Origin of the sequence: Luteimonas sp. 3794 (genome assembly GCF_031456825.1) — a bacterium.
Classification (GTDB): Bacteria; Pseudomonadota; Gammaproteobacteria; order Xanthomonadales; family Xanthomonadaceae; genus Luteimonas.
Window position 1 is genome coordinate 74604 of record NZ_JAVDVJ010000010.1, and the last position, 14579, is coordinate 89182.

Annotated in this window: 15 protein-coding genes; 6 read left to right on the top strand and 9 right to left on the bottom strand. The window is 66.2% G+C overall.

Features of this window, described 5'->3' with window-relative positions; translation table 11 throughout:
- Window positions 1-22: 22 nt before the first annotated feature.
- A complete protein-coding gene (locus tag J2X52_RS13395; RefSeq protein ID WP_310154235.1) occupies window positions 23-2104 on the bottom strand; it encodes an EAL domain-containing protein in 2082 nt (693 codons plus the stop codon).
- A gap of 131 nt (window positions 2105-2235) precedes the next feature.
- Here J2X52_RS13395 and J2X52_RS13400 point away from each other — a divergent pair, with 131 nt between their 5' ends.
- Entirely contained in the window at window positions 2236-3756 is a 1521-nt protein-coding gene (locus J2X52_RS13400) for a fumarate hydratase (protein ID WP_310154237.1), read from the top strand.
- 173 nt (window positions 3757-3929) lie between these two features.
- Window positions 3930-4565 (top strand): glutathione S-transferase family protein, encoded by a 636-nt coding sequence (locus tag J2X52_RS13405; protein ID WP_310154240.1) that lies wholly within the window; start codon window positions 3930-3932, stop codon window positions 4563-4565.
- 64 nt (window positions 4566-4629) lie between these two features.
- Here J2X52_RS13405 and J2X52_RS13410 read toward each other — a convergent pair whose 3' ends face one another.
- The 4 genes from J2X52_RS13410 to J2X52_RS13425 form a co-directional block, all read right to left on the bottom strand.
- Window positions 4630-5751 carry a sterol desaturase family protein gene (locus J2X52_RS13410; RefSeq protein ID WP_310154243.1) on the bottom strand — a complete coding sequence of 374 codons (1122 nt, stop codon included), beginning with the start codon at window positions 5749-5751 and terminating at the stop codon, window positions 4630-4632.
- A gap of 101 nt (window positions 5752-5852) precedes the next feature.
- Window positions 5853-7007: a phospholipase A gene (locus J2X52_RS13415; protein WP_310154246.1), complete on the bottom strand. Its 1155-nt coding sequence runs from the start codon at window positions 7005-7007 to the stop codon at window positions 5853-5855.
- 2 nt (window positions 7008-7009) lie between these two features.
- Complete coding sequence (locus J2X52_RS13420; protein WP_310154249.1) at window positions 7010-8206, bottom strand: mechanosensitive ion channel family protein; 1197 nt, start codon at window positions 8204-8206, stop codon at window positions 7010-7012.
- A gap of 43 nt (window positions 8207-8249) precedes the next feature.
- Entirely contained in the window at window positions 8250-8750 is a 501-nt protein-coding gene (locus J2X52_RS13425; protein ID WP_310154251.1) for a DUF456 domain-containing protein, read from the bottom strand.
- A 273-nt stretch (window positions 8751-9023) separates the two neighbouring features.
- Between J2X52_RS13425 and J2X52_RS13430 the strand changes: the two genes are divergently transcribed.
- Window positions 9024-9233 (top strand): cold-shock protein, encoded by a 210-nt coding sequence (locus tag J2X52_RS13430; RefSeq protein ID WP_310154253.1) that lies wholly within the window; start codon window positions 9024-9026, stop codon window positions 9231-9233.
- Window positions 9234-9304: 71 nt separating this feature from the next.
- On the opposite strand, the gene J2X52_RS13435 is transcribed toward J2X52_RS13430, so the two are convergent.
- Complete coding sequence (locus J2X52_RS13435; protein ID WP_310154256.1) at window positions 9305-9787, bottom strand: peptidoglycan-associated outer membrane lipoprotein precursor; 483 nt, start codon at window positions 9785-9787, stop codon at window positions 9305-9307.
- 158 nt (window positions 9788-9945) lie between these two features.
- Window positions 9946-10410, bottom strand: coding sequence for a hypothetical protein (locus tag J2X52_RS13440; protein WP_310154259.1), 465 nt, complete (start codon window positions 10408-10410; stop codon window positions 9946-9948).
- 79 nt (window positions 10411-10489) lie between these two features.
- On the opposite strand from J2X52_RS13440, the gene J2X52_RS13445 reads away from it, so the two are divergent.
- Complete coding sequence (locus J2X52_RS13445) at window positions 10490-11293, top strand: tRNA threonylcarbamoyladenosine dehydratase (RefSeq protein ID WP_310154262.1); 804 nt, start codon at window positions 10490-10492, stop codon at window positions 11291-11293.
- 9 nt (window positions 11294-11302) lie between these two features.
- Here J2X52_RS13445 and J2X52_RS13450 read toward each other — a convergent pair whose 3' ends face one another.
- Complete coding sequence (locus J2X52_RS13450; protein ID WP_310154265.1) at window positions 11303-12070, bottom strand: TatD family hydrolase; 768 nt, start codon at window positions 12068-12070, stop codon at window positions 11303-11305.
- An 8-nt stretch (window positions 12071-12078) separates the two neighbouring features.
- Window positions 12079-12318: a DUF6116 family protein gene (locus J2X52_RS13455; protein WP_310154267.1), complete on the bottom strand. Its 240-nt coding sequence runs from the start codon at window positions 12316-12318 to the stop codon at window positions 12079-12081.
- 175 nt (window positions 12319-12493) lie between these two features.
- Between J2X52_RS13455 and J2X52_RS13460 the strand changes: the two genes are divergently transcribed.
- The gene (locus tag J2X52_RS13460) at window positions 12494-13285 is read left to right on the top strand and encodes a glycine zipper 2TM domain-containing protein (RefSeq protein ID WP_310154270.1); all 792 of its coding nucleotides are present in this window, start codon (window positions 12494-12496) and stop codon (window positions 13283-13285) included.
- Between the two features lie 128 nt (window positions 13286-13413).
- Window positions 13414-14577 carry an acyl-CoA dehydrogenase family protein gene (locus J2X52_RS13465; protein WP_310154272.1) on the top strand — a complete coding sequence of 388 codons (1164 nt, stop codon included), beginning with the start codon at window positions 13414-13416 and terminating at the stop codon, window positions 14575-14577.
- The last annotated feature ends 2 nt before the right edge of the window (window positions 14578-14579 follow it).

Here is a 14579-nt window from a genome sequence, read left to right on the forward strand (position 1 = left end):
ATGCCGCCCGCGTCGACAGGTGTCAGATCAGCGGCGCGGGCCTGGCGAGAGCGTATCCCTGGGCGTAGTCCACGCCGATCTCGCGCAGTCGCTGGACGATCGCTGCGTCCTCGGCGAACTCGGCAATGGTGCGCAGGCCCATCATGTGGCCGATGTGGTTGATGGCTTCCACCATCGCCTGGTCGATCGGGTCGACGAGCAGATCGCGGACGAACGCGCCGTCGATCTTCAGATAATCCACCGGCAGGTGCTTGAGATAGGCGAACGAGGACATGCCGCTGCCGAAATCGTCCAGCGCGAAGGTGCAGCCCAGGGCCTTGAGTTCGACCATCAGCGCCGATGCCTGGGCCAGGTTGCCGATGGCCGCGGTCTCGGTGATCTCGAAGCAGATCCGCGCCGGGTCGACGCCGGTGGCATCGAATGCCTCGCGCACGAACACAGCCAAGCCCTCGTCGGCCAGCGAAGCGCCCGACAGGTTGACCGCGAACACCTGTTCGGCCTGCGTGCCGGCGCGCAGCCGCGCCAGGACATTGCCGATCACCCAGCGGTCGAGCGTCGGCATCAGGCCGTAGCGTTCGGCCGCCGGTATGAAAGCCATCGGCATCACGAGGGTGCCATCGGTGTCGCGCATCCGCAGCAGGACCTCGTGATGCAGCACATGACCATCCTGCAGGCCATAGATGGGCTGGGCGTGCAGCAGAAGCCGTCCTTCCTCCAATGCGCGGTTGACGCGCCCGATCCACTCCATCTCGCCATGGCGGCGCGCCAGCGCCTCGTCCTGCGGTCGATAGACATGGACCCGGTTGCGCCCTTGATCCTTGGCGACATAGCACGCCGCGTCCGCCGTGCTGAGGATCTCCATGGGCGTCATGCTGCCATCGCTGAAATCGACCTGCCCGATGCTGACCGCCACTGGAAACCGCTTGTCCTCCCAGCTGAAGGCCAGATCCGACGCGGCGCGGCGCAGCCGGCCGGCGGTCGCCCGCGAGACATCGGGCGCACTGTTCTCGAGCAGCACGCCGAACTCGTCGCCGCCGAGTCTGGCCAGGACGTCGGTCCGCCCCAGTGCGGCCCTGAGCACGGTCGAGACCTGCCGCAAGAGCTCGTCTCCAGCCATGTGGCCGCAGGTGTCGTTGACCACCTTGAACTGGTCGAGGTCCAGGTACAGCAGCGAGTGCGAGAGGCCCTGCCGGGTTGCGCTCTTGAGTGCGGCCCGCAGCCGGCGATTGAACTCGTTGCGATTGACGAGTCCGGTCAGCGGATCATGTCGTGCCTGGTAGCTGATCTCGGCCGCCATGCGTCTGGACGGGGACACGTCGCGAAACGCGATCACCGCACCGGCCGGCCGAGGGCCGCGATCGGCCAGGGGCGCGATCGATCCCTCGATCGAGAACACCTCGCCGTCGCGCCGGACGAGCAGGCTGCGGTCCCCAAGCTGGAGGGCCTCGCCGCTGTCGAGCGCGCGGACAACAAGGTCGAGCACTGTCGCCTCGCTCTCCTCGTCGACAAGGTGCAGGACCTGGCCGCAGTTGCGGGCGATCGCTTCGTCGTAATGCCAGCCCGTCAGCAGCTCAGCGGCCGCGTTGAGGAAGGTGATGGTGCCATCACAATCCACGGTCACTACGCCGTCGGCAATCGAGCGCAAGGTCGTCTGCGCACGCTCCTTCTCGTTCCAGAGGGCTTCCTCGGCGCGCTTGCGCGCGCTGATGTCGCGGAAAAAGCCGACAAACAGTCGCCGGCCCTCCATCTCGATGTCGGCGAAGGAAATGTCGACGGGCACCTCGGCCCCATCGGCGCGGATCGCGGGGACCTCGGTCGATCGCCAGTCGAGCGTGCGGACCCCGCTTTCCAGATAGCGGCGCATGCCATGCCGATGCGCCTCGCGATGACGCATGTGCTGCAGCACCTCGAGATTCCGGCCGACGAGATCCTCGGGTCGATAGCCCAGTACGTCCCGGACCGCAGGGTTGGCAGACACGATGGTGCTGTCGACATCGAGGATCAGCACCGCGTCCGTCGTGGTGTCCCACAGCGCGCCGTAGAGCTTTTCGATCTGCCGCGCGTCCGGTCGAAAAGGGGGAGGCGCGTGTGGCGTTGCCGTCATCGTACGTCGCCCTGGGTGGCCGGAGTGCCCGGTGATCGCGCCTCGGTCCGCCAGCGCGGCAGCCTCGCGGGACCGGGCGTGGCAGCGCCTGAAGTTACACTATCGGCTCCCAGCCTGAGGCCTTGAGCGCCGTGACCCAGATCCGCCAGGAAGATTTGATCCAGTCCGTCGCCGACGCGCTGCAGTACATCAGCTACTACCACCCGGTCGACTACATCAAGAACCTCGCCGCCGCCTACGAGCGCGAGGCATCGCCGGCCGCGAAGGACGCGATCGCGCAGATCCTGATCAATTCGCGCATGTGCGCCGAGGGCCACCGGCCGATCTGCCAGGACACCGGCATCGTCACCGTGTTCCTTGAAGTCGGCATGTCGGTGCGCTGGGACGACGCGACGATGGGCGTCGAGGACATGGTCAACGAGGGCGTGCGCCGCGCCTACGCGCACCCGGACAACAAGCTGCGCGCTTCGGTCCTGGCTGATCCCGCGGGCAAGCGCATCAATACAAAGGACAACACCCCGGGCGTGGTCAACGTCAAGATCGTGCCCGGCAACACCGTGGATGTGATCGTCGCGGCCAAGGGCGGCGGCTCGGAAGCGAAGTCGAAGTTCGCGATGCTCAATCCGTCCGATTCGATCGTCGACTGGGTGCTCAAGACCGTGCCGACGATGGGCGCCGGCTGGTGCCCGCCGGGCATGCTCGGCATCGGCATCGGCGGCACCGCCGAGAAGGCGATGCTGCTGGCCAAGGAAGCGCTGATGGAGCCGATCGACATCGTCGAGCTGCAGGCGCGCGGCGCGTCGACCCGTGCCGAGGAACTGCGGCTGGAGCTCTACCACAAGGTCAACGCGCTCGGCATCGGCGCGCAGGGCCTGGGCGGCCTGACCACGGTGCTCGACATCAAGGTCAAGGATTTCCCGACCCACGCGGCGAATCTCCCGGTGGCGCTGATCCCGAACTGCGCGGCCACGCGTCATGCGCACTTCACGCTCGACGGCAGCGGCCCGGTGATGCTCGATCCGCCGTCGCTGGCCGACTGGCCGGAGCTGACTTACAACCCGACCGGCGCGCGCCGCGTCGACCTCGACACGATCACGCCGGACGAGGTCACGACCTTCAAGCCGGGTGAGGTACTGCTGCTCAGCGGCAAGCTGCTGACCGGCCGCGACGCCGCGCACAAGCGCATGGTCGAAATGCTCAACCGCGGCGAGACACTGCCGGTCGATCTCAAGGGTCGCTTCATCTATTACGTCGGCCCGGTCGATCCGGTGCGCGATGAAGTCGTCGGCCCCGCGGGCCCGACCACCGCGACGCGCATGGACAAGTTCACCGACCAGATCCTCGAACAGACCGGCCTGCTGGGCATGGTCGGCAAGGCCGAGCGCGGGCCGACCGCGATCGAGGCGATCAAAAAGCATCAGTCGGTCTACCTGATGGCGGTCGGCGGCTCGGCGTATCTGGTGTCGAAGGCGATCAAGGCGGCGAAGGTGCTCGCGTTCGAGGACCTCGGCATGGAAGCGATCTACGAGTTCACCGTGCAGGACATGCCGGTGACCGTCGCCGTCGATTCGGCCGGCACCTCGGTGCACGAGACCGGCCCGTGCGAGTGGAAGGCACGCATCGGCGGGATTCCGGTGGTCGAGATCGCCTGAAGCGCGTTGCTGCGCCAGCGTCACGTATCGATCCCTGGTCGATGCGACGCTTGAACGAGAACGGCGCCCCAGGGCGCCGTTCTCGTTGGCGGTCCCGCCCGACGGCCAGGTTGGGCTGCCCGGAATCTCCGCTCGCGCGCACAATGCGAGCCTCCGTCGAGAGAACCATGCACATGCGCACCACCTTGTACGGATCCCCCAGCACCGCCGCCCTGGTGGTGCACTGGCTGCTGCTGGAATTGAAGATCGAGCACGCACTGGTGTTGCTGGATTTCGAGAAGCGCGAGCACAAGACGGCGGCGTATCTCGCCTTGAATCCGGCCGGTCTGGTACCGACGCTCGTCCTCGACGGACAGGTGCTGACGGAAGCAGCGGCCATCGCGCTGCACCTCGCCGAACGGCATCCGGAAGCCGCACTGCTGCCGGCGCCCGGCACCGCCGGGCGTGCTGAGGCCTATCGCTGGATGTTCTGGTGCGCCAATACCCTGCAGCCCGCGTACCGTGCGTGGTTCTATCCGCAGGAGATGGCCGGTGCCGAGCATGTGGATGCGACACGGGAGCGGGCACGCGAGCGTCTGGAAGGCGGCTGGCAGCATCTTGCGGCGCACCTGTCCACGCACGGCCCGTATGTGCTGCGCGACGCAGTGAGCGTGGTCGATTTCATGCTGGTGATGCTGATGCGCTGGTCGCGCAACATGCCCACGCCGAGTGATACCTGGCCGGTATTGAAAGCCTACGCGGATCGCCTGAAAGCACGTCCGGCATTTGCCGAGGTCTACCGGCGCGAGGGCATCACCGACTGGCGTTGATGCATGCGCATCGGGCGGCGGGATTGCCGCGCAGTGCAAGCGCTGCCGGATCCTGCCGGCAGCGTCATTCGACAAACGCGTCGAATGTCTTCTTCCGCCGGAACGGCATCAGATGCTGCTCGACGATGCCCTGCGGCACGGTCTCCAGTTTCATGACGCCGTATTCTTCCGGCCACTGCGTCTGGTCGCGCGGCAGCTTGAACGTGCCCATCAGCATGTCGACCAGCGGCAGGTGGATGGCGTAGTTGACGTCGATGTAGTCCTGCTGCCGCGCGTGGTGCCAGTGGTGATAGCGCGGCAGCACCAGCAGGTATTCGAGCCAGCCGAAGCGCACGCCGATGTTGGCGTGGGCGAGTACCGCTTGCAGGCCGACGAGAATCACGTAGGCGTTGACCGCCGGCGTGGAGAAACCGAGCACGAGCAGTGGCAGCAGCACGATGCTGCGCGTGAGTACGATTTCGACGAAGTGGATGCGCGAGCCGGCGAGCCAGTCCATCTCGCGACTGGAATGGTGCACGGCGTGGAAGCGCCAGAGCCACGGCACGTTGTGATACGCGCGGTGCAGCAGGGCCTGCGCCATGTCGGCGACGAACACCGCGATCAGGAACTGCGCCCAGACGGGCAGCGACTGGATCGCATCCTTGAGCGCCGGAAACGCGGCCAGGCCGGCGATCGTCGAGGTGGAGGCGGTCACCAGGATCAGGATGAACTGCACGAGCACGTGGCTCATGAAGAAGTAGGTCATGTCCGTTCGCCAGCCGCGCCGCAGCGGCGACAGCCGACGTTTGCCCAGATACCGCTCCAGCGGCACGAACACCAACGCGGAGAAGAACAGCGAGATCACGAACCAGTCCAGCCCCAGCGAGTAGGGCGTCTCGCCAATGCCCTCGAACTGCACGTTGCTGCCACCGAGCAGCACGGCGAGCGTCGCGCTGCCGACCCCGACCGTCGCGATGCGCTTGTTGCGGTCACGCAGGATCGCCAGCGTTCCCAGGATGAAGGCCGCGACCAGCCCGACCAGCAGGAGGTGTCGTGCGAAATATTCGTTGTAGACCGCGCGGAATTCGCGGCTGGTCAGCAGGTCGGGAAAGTGGAAGCAGACGACGCCGAAGACGCTGAGCAAGCCCAGCAGGGCCGATGCGTAGGCCAAGAACGAGCGGCGGGGGCGTTCAGCGGCAGCGTCCATGCATGAACCGGTCGGCGGGAGATGCTGCCGAGCATAGGGCAGATCGCGCCGTCGCCGCCCGGGTGAGGCGACGACGGCGTCAGGTCGTCAGTGGACGCGCCTCAGAACCAGTCGAGCAGCGAAATGCCCAGGCCGACGTAGGTGGCCTTGTGGTTGTAGTCGATCAGGCTTTCGCCGTAGCCGTTGAACACCTGCAGGTGGCCACGGAAATTGCGGTGGATCGGGAAGCCCCAGTCGAACTGCAGCGCGCCGCGCGAGCGTTCGCCGCCGCGCAGCGTATGTCGACCCATCAGCGTGTACATGTGACCGCCGCGGACGTGGGTCAGGGTCATGTCGCCGCGCCCCATGTAGTCCTCGATATCCGGATTGTCGTCCTCGCTGCCGTCCGAGATGCGCACCCAAGGGCGTACCACGAGTGCCCAGTCATCGCGGTCGAATCCGAAATTGAACATCACCCGGTTCCAACTGCGCGACAGCGGATCGCCGCGCCCGTTGGACTGGTGGTTGACGCCGATCGCGGCCATGCGGCCATGCCAGCCGCCGGGCAGGCTGTAGCCGTTGCGGAAGACCATCAGCACTTCGGGTTCGTAATTGGTCTCGCGGAACGGGCGCGACTCCTCGGTGTTGTAGACCTGCCACCGCGAGCTCTGGGTGTAGCCCATCCAGATGTCGCCATTGCTGCCGAACAGGTTCTCGACCGCCTTGGTCTTGAAGCTCAGCTGGAACTTCGCCTCCAGGCTGTCGAGCCCCTGGGGCGTGGTCAACGTGTTGTCCGGATTCGGCGATGACGGCGTCTGGTTGACGTCGGAGGTCCAGAAGGCCGGCAACAGATAGACCGGCTTGTAGGCCCGCATATTGAAGATGCCGAGCTTGGAGTCCTTGGCCAGTTCCCAGCGACTGTCGAGCAGCGAGCCCTGGCCGACGTTGGCGATCGCGTTGGCGAGGTGGTCGCCGCCATCGTGGGCATAAAGACTGTGCGATGCGGTGCCCTCGGCCAGCGCGTCCGCGCGCAGGGCCGGATCCTTGCGCAACTCGCGTGCGACGGCGGCCTCGGTGTCGGCCTGCTCCGGCGTACGCGCAGCCCGTCCGGTCATGGTGTCGAAACAGGCCAGGCGCTGGGCGTCCTGCTCGAGCGCCACGCAGGCGTCGAGGCTCGCCGGCGCGGTGGGGGCGAGGCTGGGCCCTTCGGGCACCTGCGCATAGGCAAGACTGGAAGCTGCAGCCAAAGCAGCGGGAAACAGGTAGGCGGGTCGCATGATCAGGTCGCGTCCTTGAGCGTGAGGAGGTTGCGTTCGTCGGTACTCTGCACCTCGGCGACCTGGCGGTCGATATCCCGGTTGACCGAGGTGTCGACGCCAGCGCTGGTGGCTGGCTCCTGGTCGGCGAGCGCCGGAGTGGCGGTCGCTTCGTCTTTGGCCAGCACCACATGTGTCGTGGTCTTCGGCCCTTGTATCCCTTCGCGCCAGAATGCGCCCTTCACAAGGCGGATCGCCTCGCTGCGGGTCTTGCCCAGATCGCTGTGGCGTTGGTCCACCCAGCCGAAGAAACGCAGCACGCTGCCGCTGGCGCCGAACTCGACCACGGTCCACGACGGCGCAGGGTCGGTCAGCACGTCCGCGATGCTGGCGATCTCCTCCATGGCGATCGCGTGCGCCTTGCGGATCGACTGGCTGGCATCGATGCTGAAGGTGAAATCGAAGCGCCGCTTCGGGTTGCTGGTGTAATTGAGGATCACGGCCTTGAACACCAGCGCATTGGGCAGGCGCAACTCGTTGCCTTCCAGCGTGATCAGCGTCATGGCACGCGCGCTGAGCGCCGCCACCTTGCCTTCGTAGCTGTCGATTCTGACCAGCTCGCCGGGTTCGAACGGCCGTCGCAGGCTCAGCAGGATGCCGGCGATGTAGTTCTCGGCGATGTCCTTGAACGCGAAGCCCAGCGCCAGCCCCAACACGCCGGCCGACCCCAGCATCGCGCCGACGAGTGCGGTGGCATTGAGCAGATCCAGCGCGACGAGAAAGCCGATCAGCAGGATCACCGCACGGACCGCGCGCCGGATCAGACCATCCAGGTAAGGATTGCGCGTGCGCAGGCGCAGCCAATGCAGCCGTTGCGAGATGAAGCCGCCGATCCACGAGGCCAGGAACACGATCAGCGCAGCGGCGAGCAGCAGCGGCAGGTTGGCGAGGAGGCGAAGTACCCGCAGTTCGGCTTCGTCGTAGACCTGTTCCAGGCGGGTGCGCACATCGACTTCATCAACGACGCTGCCGTGCGCCGTTTCAGCAACGGCAGGGACTGGCTGCGCGGCAGGTGCTGCGGCAACGGCCGACGTCGAGACGCCGGGCGTGGCTGCATGGAGCGGTGCGGAGAGCGCGGCTGCCAGCAGTGCGATGAGGACACAGCCCATCACGCAGGTCAGGCGTGCCGGGAAAAGCTTGGGCAGGGGGACATCGTGCATGTTGCAGTCGTTCGCGTGCGGTCGAAGCGCGACGATAGTGCACTCACCACCACCAGGCGAATGCAAAGACCGCCAGCATCAGCACCGCAAGGGCAAGCTTGAGCGCCACGCCGATGGCGATCCCCACCCAGGTGCCGATGCCCACCCGGGTCGCCTGACCGAGCCCGCTCGGGCGCAGATCGCGGCGGCTGATCAGCTCGCCGATCACTGCGCCCACGAACGGGCCGGCAAACAGGCCCGGCAGACCGAAGAACAGGCCGACGAAGGTACCGATGATCGTGCCGACCAGCGCGAGCCTGCTGGCACCGACCCGTTTCGCGCCGAGCGCGGTTGCCCAGAAGTCCACCGCGAACGACACCGCCGTCAACACGCCCAGCGTGACCAGCGACCAGACGCCGACGCGCTCGAAACCATCCGCCCAGGCCGCAAGCAGCATGCCGCCGAACATCAAGGGCACGCCGGGCAACGCAGGCAATACGACACCTGCCAGACCGATTAGGACGAGCAGCGCCGCCAGGATGTAGAACAGCGCACTCAGATCCATGTTTCAACTCCACACAAGCGTGTTTCAGCAAGGTTTTGACGAGGGGAAAAAGCTGGGGAAACCCCGGATTGCATTTTCATAAACAGCGGGTTACTTTCCAACCGCTGTGTTTGTCAAGGTCACCGTGAACCGTGACCCTGCGTGAAGTAGATTCGTGTTGGCTCGTCCCACCCGGTCCGCTGCATCGTCGCACCCGTGTTCTCCTTGCAACCAGCCGCCGCATCCGGCGTTCCATCGATCAACCATCGAAACGTTCCAGGGAGAGAGAGCAGCATGGCAACTCGCGAAGAAGGCACCGTCAAGTGGTTCAACGACGCCAAGGGCTTCGGCTTCATCAGCCGCGAGAGCGGTGAAGACGTATTCGTGCATTTCCGCGCCATCCAGGGCACCGGCTTCAAGTCGCTGCAGGAAGGCCAGAAGGTTTCGTTCGAAGTCGTGCAGGGCCAGAAGGGTCTGCAGGCGGATGCTGTCACGCCGCTCTGATCCCGCCGGATTCGAGCCAGAAAAAACCCGGCTTGCGCCGGGTTTTTTCTTGTCCGGTTGCGCGGCGCCGATCAGTAAGCGTAGGCCTGACCGTTCTGCACGCGCACGTTCGAACCCTCGCGCAGACCACTGACGTCGCCCTGCGACAGCACGGTCGTGCGACCATCCTGCATGCGCACATGGACGTTGTACACATTGCCGCCTTCGGTGCGGTTCTGGATCGCGTTGCCGGCGACGGCACCACCGATCGCACCCGCGCCGATCGCGACGTTGCGACGGCCCTCGCTGTCGGTGTTGCGCCGCGCAAGCTCCTTCGCAGCGACCGCGCCCACGACGCCGCCGATCAGCGGCCCGGCGACATTGGGGTTGCTGTTGCCGCGGATGGTATCGATCCGCGTAACGGTGCCGCAGTCGTAACAGTTCGCGGGGCGGCCGTAGCCACTATTGCCATAGCCACTGTTGCCGTAGCCGGACGAGGATCCGGGCGAGGTCGCGCAGCCGGCAAGGGCGACGGACGCGGCCAGTACGGCGGTTCCGATCAGACCAGTCTTCATGGGGCAAGCCTCCGCTGCATTCGCAGCATTCTTAAGGGAGCGCGGGCGTGATCGGCCCGACGGGTCAACGCTAGGCAGGTGTGCGTGAATGACGCAGCAATTCCGCCGGCGCCAGCAGAAACGTGCAGCGCCCGTTCAGTCGAATCGCGGCTTCGGCATCACCCGCGCACGTCTTGGTGACAGGCGCTGCAGGTCGCTCCGATTGAATCGATCGTCGTGCGCAGGCCTGCGCAGTCCACCGGCGGCGACGCCAGCGCTGTATCGAGCGTGCGACGGGCGTCGGCTGCATGAGCGACGAAGCCCCGGTGGTCACGCAGGGCGGGGAAGGCGGGTTCGAGATCGTTGGACAGAGCCCGCATCGTCTGCAGATGCCCAACGGTATCGCTCGTTGCGCAGCGGTTGGCATCCAGATTTCCCGACAGCTGGGCCATCTGCGCCTGGTAGAGCTGCATCAGTGCGGCGGGATAGCGGTCCTGCCAGGTCTTGCGGGCATCGAGCACGCGCAGCATCACCACGATCAATACGATACCCATCAGCAAACCAATCGCGAACACCACCAGATAGCCGGCTGCCGAGGGAGGTGTGCGCGGCGACTGGGTAGGGGGCGGAGGTGCCGTGGACATCGCAATTCCTGTCGAGCTGCGGGGCTGCGCGACACTAACATGCCGCCGCGCGGGCCTTCGCCCCCGTTAAACTGTGCGCATGGACGACGACGCACGTGCACGCTTTTCCGGCATCGAACGCCTGTACGGGCAGGGCAGCGTCACGCGCCTGCTGCAGCGGCACGTTGCGGTGGTCGGGCTGGGCGGCGTCGGCTCGTGGGTCGCCGAGGCGCTCGCGCGGACCGGCGTCGGCGCGCTAACCCTGATCGATGCCGACGACATCTGCGTCTCCAACACCAACCGGCAACTGCCCGCGCTCGCGGGGCAGTACGGGCGCAACAAGGCCGAGGCGATGGCCGAGCGCTGTCGCGCGATCAATCCGTCGATGGAACTGCACGCCGTGCAGGCTTTCGTGACCCCGACCAATCTGGAAGAGATGCTCGGCGGCGGCTTCGATCTCGTCATCGATGCCTGCGACAGCTTCCGCAGCAAGGTGGAACTGATTGCCTGGTGCCGTCGTCGCAAGTTGCCGGTAATCACGGTGGGCGCCGCGGGCGGACGCGTCGACCCGACCCTGGTCCGCGTGCGCGACCTGTCACGCACCGAACACGACGCGATGCTGGCGCTGATCCGCAAGAAGCTGCGCGCGGAGTTCAATTTCCCGAAAACCGTCAAGCGCTACTTCGGCGTCTCGGCGATCTATTCGCTGGAGAATGTGCGCTACCCGCAGGCGGATGGCACGGTTTGCGGCATCCGTCCGCAGCTCGGTCCCGATGCGGCGCTGAATCTCGATTGCGGCAGTGGTCTGGGCGCGGCGACGCACATCACAGGCGCGTTCGCATTCGCCGCCGTGGGCCGCGCGATCGAACTGCTGCTCAAACCGCCGGCCGAGATCGCGGCCTGAGCAGGCGTTTCAGTCCGCGTCGATCCGGAACAGCGTCAGCGCATTGCGCGACGTCCGGGCGGCGACCTCATCGGGCGTAATACCGCGCAGCTGCGCCACCACGTCGCGGATGCGCGACAGCCGTGACGGCTCGTTGCGCTGACCACGGTGATCGGCGTCGGGCTGGTCAGGCGCGTCGGTTTCGAGCAGCAGCTGTTCGATCGGCATCTCCGCGACCACGCGATGCAGACGCTTGGCGCGGTCATAGGTCAGCGGCCCGCCGAGCCCGATCAGAAAGCCGATCTTCCACAACTGCGTGGCCTGTTCGGGGCTGCCGCTGAAACTGTGAACCACGCCGCGCAGCCCGTCGAAGCGGCGCAGCAGGCCGATGGTTTCTTCCACCGCGCGTCGCGCATGCACGATCACCGGCAGATCGTGCGCATGCGCGAGCCGCAGCTGGCCTTCGAAATAATGCAGTTGCGCGTCGGAATCGAGGCCTTCGACGAAGCGATCCAGGCCGCACTCGCCGATGGCGACCGGGCGCTCGCGTTCGACCCATTCGGCAAGCGCGTCGAGGTGCTCGTGCCTGTGGCGCGTGAGGAATGTGGGATGCAGCCCGTAGGTCGCATGCAGGCCGGGCGCGGCCGCGCAGACATCGCGCAGCTTCGGCCAAGCCTCGGCGTGGGTCGCCGGAATCACCTGGTGCGTGATCCCGGCCTGCCGCGCTCGCGCGATGACAGCCTCGCGATCGGGGTCGAACTCCGACGCATCGAGATGGCAGTGGCTGTCGACCAGCATGGCAGTGCTCAGGAGCGACGCGCCTCGCCGTCCAGAGGCGGGCGGGGCGCTTCGTCGCCCGGCTTGGGCGCGCGCTTGCGCTTGGCCAGCACGACGGTTGCCAGGCCGAGCAGGACCTCGTCGATCAGGATGATCGGGTCGGGAATCAGCAGGTTCACCCCGAACAGCACGGCGGTGACCATGAAGATGCGCGGGTAGCTCAGCCGCGACAGCCAGGCGATGAGCGGGACAGACAGGGGATTGCGCACGGCGGCCTCCAGCGGCGGAATTCACAACAGCAAATGGACGCTAGCACGCGGTTGTGCAACCCCGGTTTAGCGGGTCCTCAGGCTGGAGGGTCATATTCCGGTGGCTGTTCAGCATGCGAATGCTGCAATCGGCACCAAGAACGCAACAGGCCGTCCAGGTCGAAAGGAGAGAGCGATGAAGAGCAACACGATCGCGATTGCATTGGCGTCCCTGCTCGTGGGTGGCGTGGCCGTCGGCGCGTATCACAACAGCCGCGATGCGGTCGATCCGGTTGCCGGCGCGGATGCACCCGGCGCCATCGACGCGAAAACCGGCGAGCCTATCGGCACCGCAACCGACGCGCTGGCCTATGCCGACGTCGTCGATGTCCGCCCGGTGACCGAAACCGGGCAGCTCTATGCCACCGTGCTGGGCAGTGAGCCGATCCGCGAAACCATGACCAGCAGCTCGCCGCGTGAGGTCTGCGAAGACGTGGTGGTGCAGGAGCGGCTTCCGGAACGCGACGGCAATGTCGGCGGCACGGTAGCCGGCGCACTGATCGGTGGCTTGGTCGGCAACCAGATCGGCAGCGGAAACGGCCGCAAGCTGGCCACGGCCGCTGGCGCGACTGCGGGCGGATTCGTCGGTAACCGCGTCGACCGCAACCATGTGGGTGGCCGCGTCGTGGAGCGCGTCGATCGCCAGTGCCGCACGGTGCAGGATTCGTCACAGTCCTCGCGCGTCGTCGCCTACAACGTCAGCTATCGCAATCCCGACGGCACGACCGGCTCTATGCGCACCGACGCCAAGCCGGGCAACCGCATCCTGCTGGGCGATGAAGAGCGCACGGTCGGCTACGACGTGACCTACGTCTACGACGGTACCGAGCGCACCATCCGTATGGACGAGCGTCCGGAGGAGCGTCTGCCGGTCATCAACGGCCGGATCATGACGGCCGCGATGGAGTCGTCGGCCGAGCGCCAGTAACGATTCACCGCGTGATCGCGTGACCCGAAGGGCCGGCCAATGCCGGCCCTTCGCACGTCCAGGCCCGGGTCGGCACGCAATCGTTGCCCTCGATACAATCAGCCGATCACCCTCCGGGACGATCCGCCATGGCCCTGCATCCCTACGATCTCTACGACGTGCGTTCGCTGCTGTCCGACGAGGAGCGTGCAGTACAGGATGCAGTGGCGCGCTTCACCGACGAACGCGTGCTGCCGATCATCGGTGACTGCTTCGACCAGGCGCGCTTCCCGAACGAACTGATCCCCGAGATGGCCAGCCTCGGGTTGCTTGGTGCAACGCTGCCGGAGGAGTACGGCTGCGCCGGCCTCAACTCGGTCAGCTACGGCCTGATCTGCCAGGAACTCGAGCGCGGCGATTCGGGTCTGCGCAGCTTCGCCAGCGTGCAGTCCTCGCTGTGCATGTATCCGATCTTTGCCTACGGCTCCGAAGCGCAGCGCCGACGCTGGCTGCCCGACATGGCCAAGGGCGAGGTCATCGGCTGCTTCGGCTTGACCGAAGCGCATGGCGGCTCGGATCCGGCGAACATGAAGACCCACGCCAAACGCGACGGCGACGATTGGGTGCTCACCGGTTCCAAGATGTGGATCACCAACGGCAATCTAGCCCATGTGGCGATCGTCTGGGCGCAGACCGACGAGGGCATCCAGGGGTTCCTGGTCGAGAAAGACTTCGCCGGCTTCACCGCGCAGGAGATCAAGCACAAGATGAGCCTGCGGGCGTCGGTGACCAGCGCGCTGTACTTCGATGGCGTGCGCGTGCCGGAGGCTAACCGCCTGCCTAACGTCAAGGGTCTGAAAGGCCCGCTGGGCTGCCTGACCCAGGCGCGTTACGGCATCACCTGGGGGCCGATCGGTGCGGCGATCGCCTGCCTCGACGAAGCACTGAACTACTCCAAGGAACGCATTCTGTTCGAACGCCCGGTCGCGGCGACGCAGAGCGCGCAGATCAAGATGGCCGACTGGGCGCGCCGCATCACCACGGCGCAGTTGCTGTCGCTGCAGCTCGGTCGCCTGAAGGATGCGGGCAACATGCAGCCCACGCAGGTGTCGCTGGCGAAGTGGAACAACTGCCGCATGGCGATCGACATCGCGCGCGAAGCGCGTGACCTGCTCGGCGGCGCCGGTATCACCACCGAGCACAGTCCGATCCGCCACGCGCTCAATCTCGAATCGGTGATCACCTACGAGGGCACCGAGACCGTGCATCAGCTCGTGGTCGGGCGTGAGCTGACCGGGATCAGCGCGTTCTGACA

What these genes read in the sequence shown, in the direction of transcription:
- J2X52_RS13395 (WP_310154235.1), bottom strand. Translation starts at nt 2,104, where the DNA reads ATGACGGCAACGCCACACGCGCCTCCCCCTTTTCGACCGGACGCGCGG.
- J2X52_RS13405 (WP_310154240.1), top strand. Translation starts at nt 3,930, where the DNA reads ATGCGCACCACCTTGTACGGATCCCCCAGCACCGCCGCCCTGGTGGTG.
- J2X52_RS13410 (WP_310154243.1), bottom strand. Translation starts at nt 5,751, where the DNA reads ATGGACGCTGCCGCTGAACGCCCCCGCCGCTCGTTCTTGGCCTACGCA.
- J2X52_RS13415 (WP_310154246.1), bottom strand. Translation starts at nt 7,007, where the DNA reads ATGCGACCCGCCTACCTGTTTCCCGCTGCTTTGGCTGCAGCTTCCAGT.
- J2X52_RS13420 (WP_310154249.1), bottom strand. Translation starts at nt 8,206, where the DNA reads ATGCACGATGTCCCCCTGCCCAAGCTTTTCCCGGCACGCCTGACCTGC.
- J2X52_RS13425 (WP_310154251.1), bottom strand. Translation starts at nt 8,750, where the DNA reads ATGGATCTGAGTGCGCTGTTCTACATCCTGGCGGCGCTGCTCGTCCTA.
- J2X52_RS13430 (WP_310154253.1), top strand. Translation starts at nt 9,024, where the DNA reads ATGGCAACTCGCGAAGAAGGCACCGTCAAGTGGTTCAACGACGCCAAG.
- J2X52_RS13435 (WP_310154256.1), bottom strand. Translation starts at nt 9,787, where the DNA reads ATGAAGACTGGTCTGATCGGAACCGCCGTACTGGCCGCGTCCGTCGCC.
- J2X52_RS13440 (WP_310154259.1), bottom strand. Translation starts at nt 10,410, where the DNA reads ATGTCCACGGCACCTCCGCCCCCTACCCAGTCGCCGCGCACACCTCCC.
- J2X52_RS13445 (WP_310154262.1), top strand. Translation starts at nt 10,490, where the DNA reads ATGGACGACGACGCACGTGCACGCTTTTCCGGCATCGAACGCCTGTAC.
- J2X52_RS13450 (WP_310154265.1), bottom strand. Translation starts at nt 12,070, where the DNA reads ATGCTGGTCGACAGCCACTGCCATCTCGATGCGTCGGAGTTCGACCCC.
- J2X52_RS13460 (WP_310154270.1), top strand. Translation starts at nt 12,494, where the DNA reads ATGAAGAGCAACACGATCGCGATTGCATTGGCGTCCCTGCTCGTGGGT.
- J2X52_RS13465 (WP_310154272.1), top strand. Translation starts at nt 13,414, where the DNA reads ATGGCCCTGCATCCCTACGATCTCTACGACGTGCGTTCGCTGCTGTCC.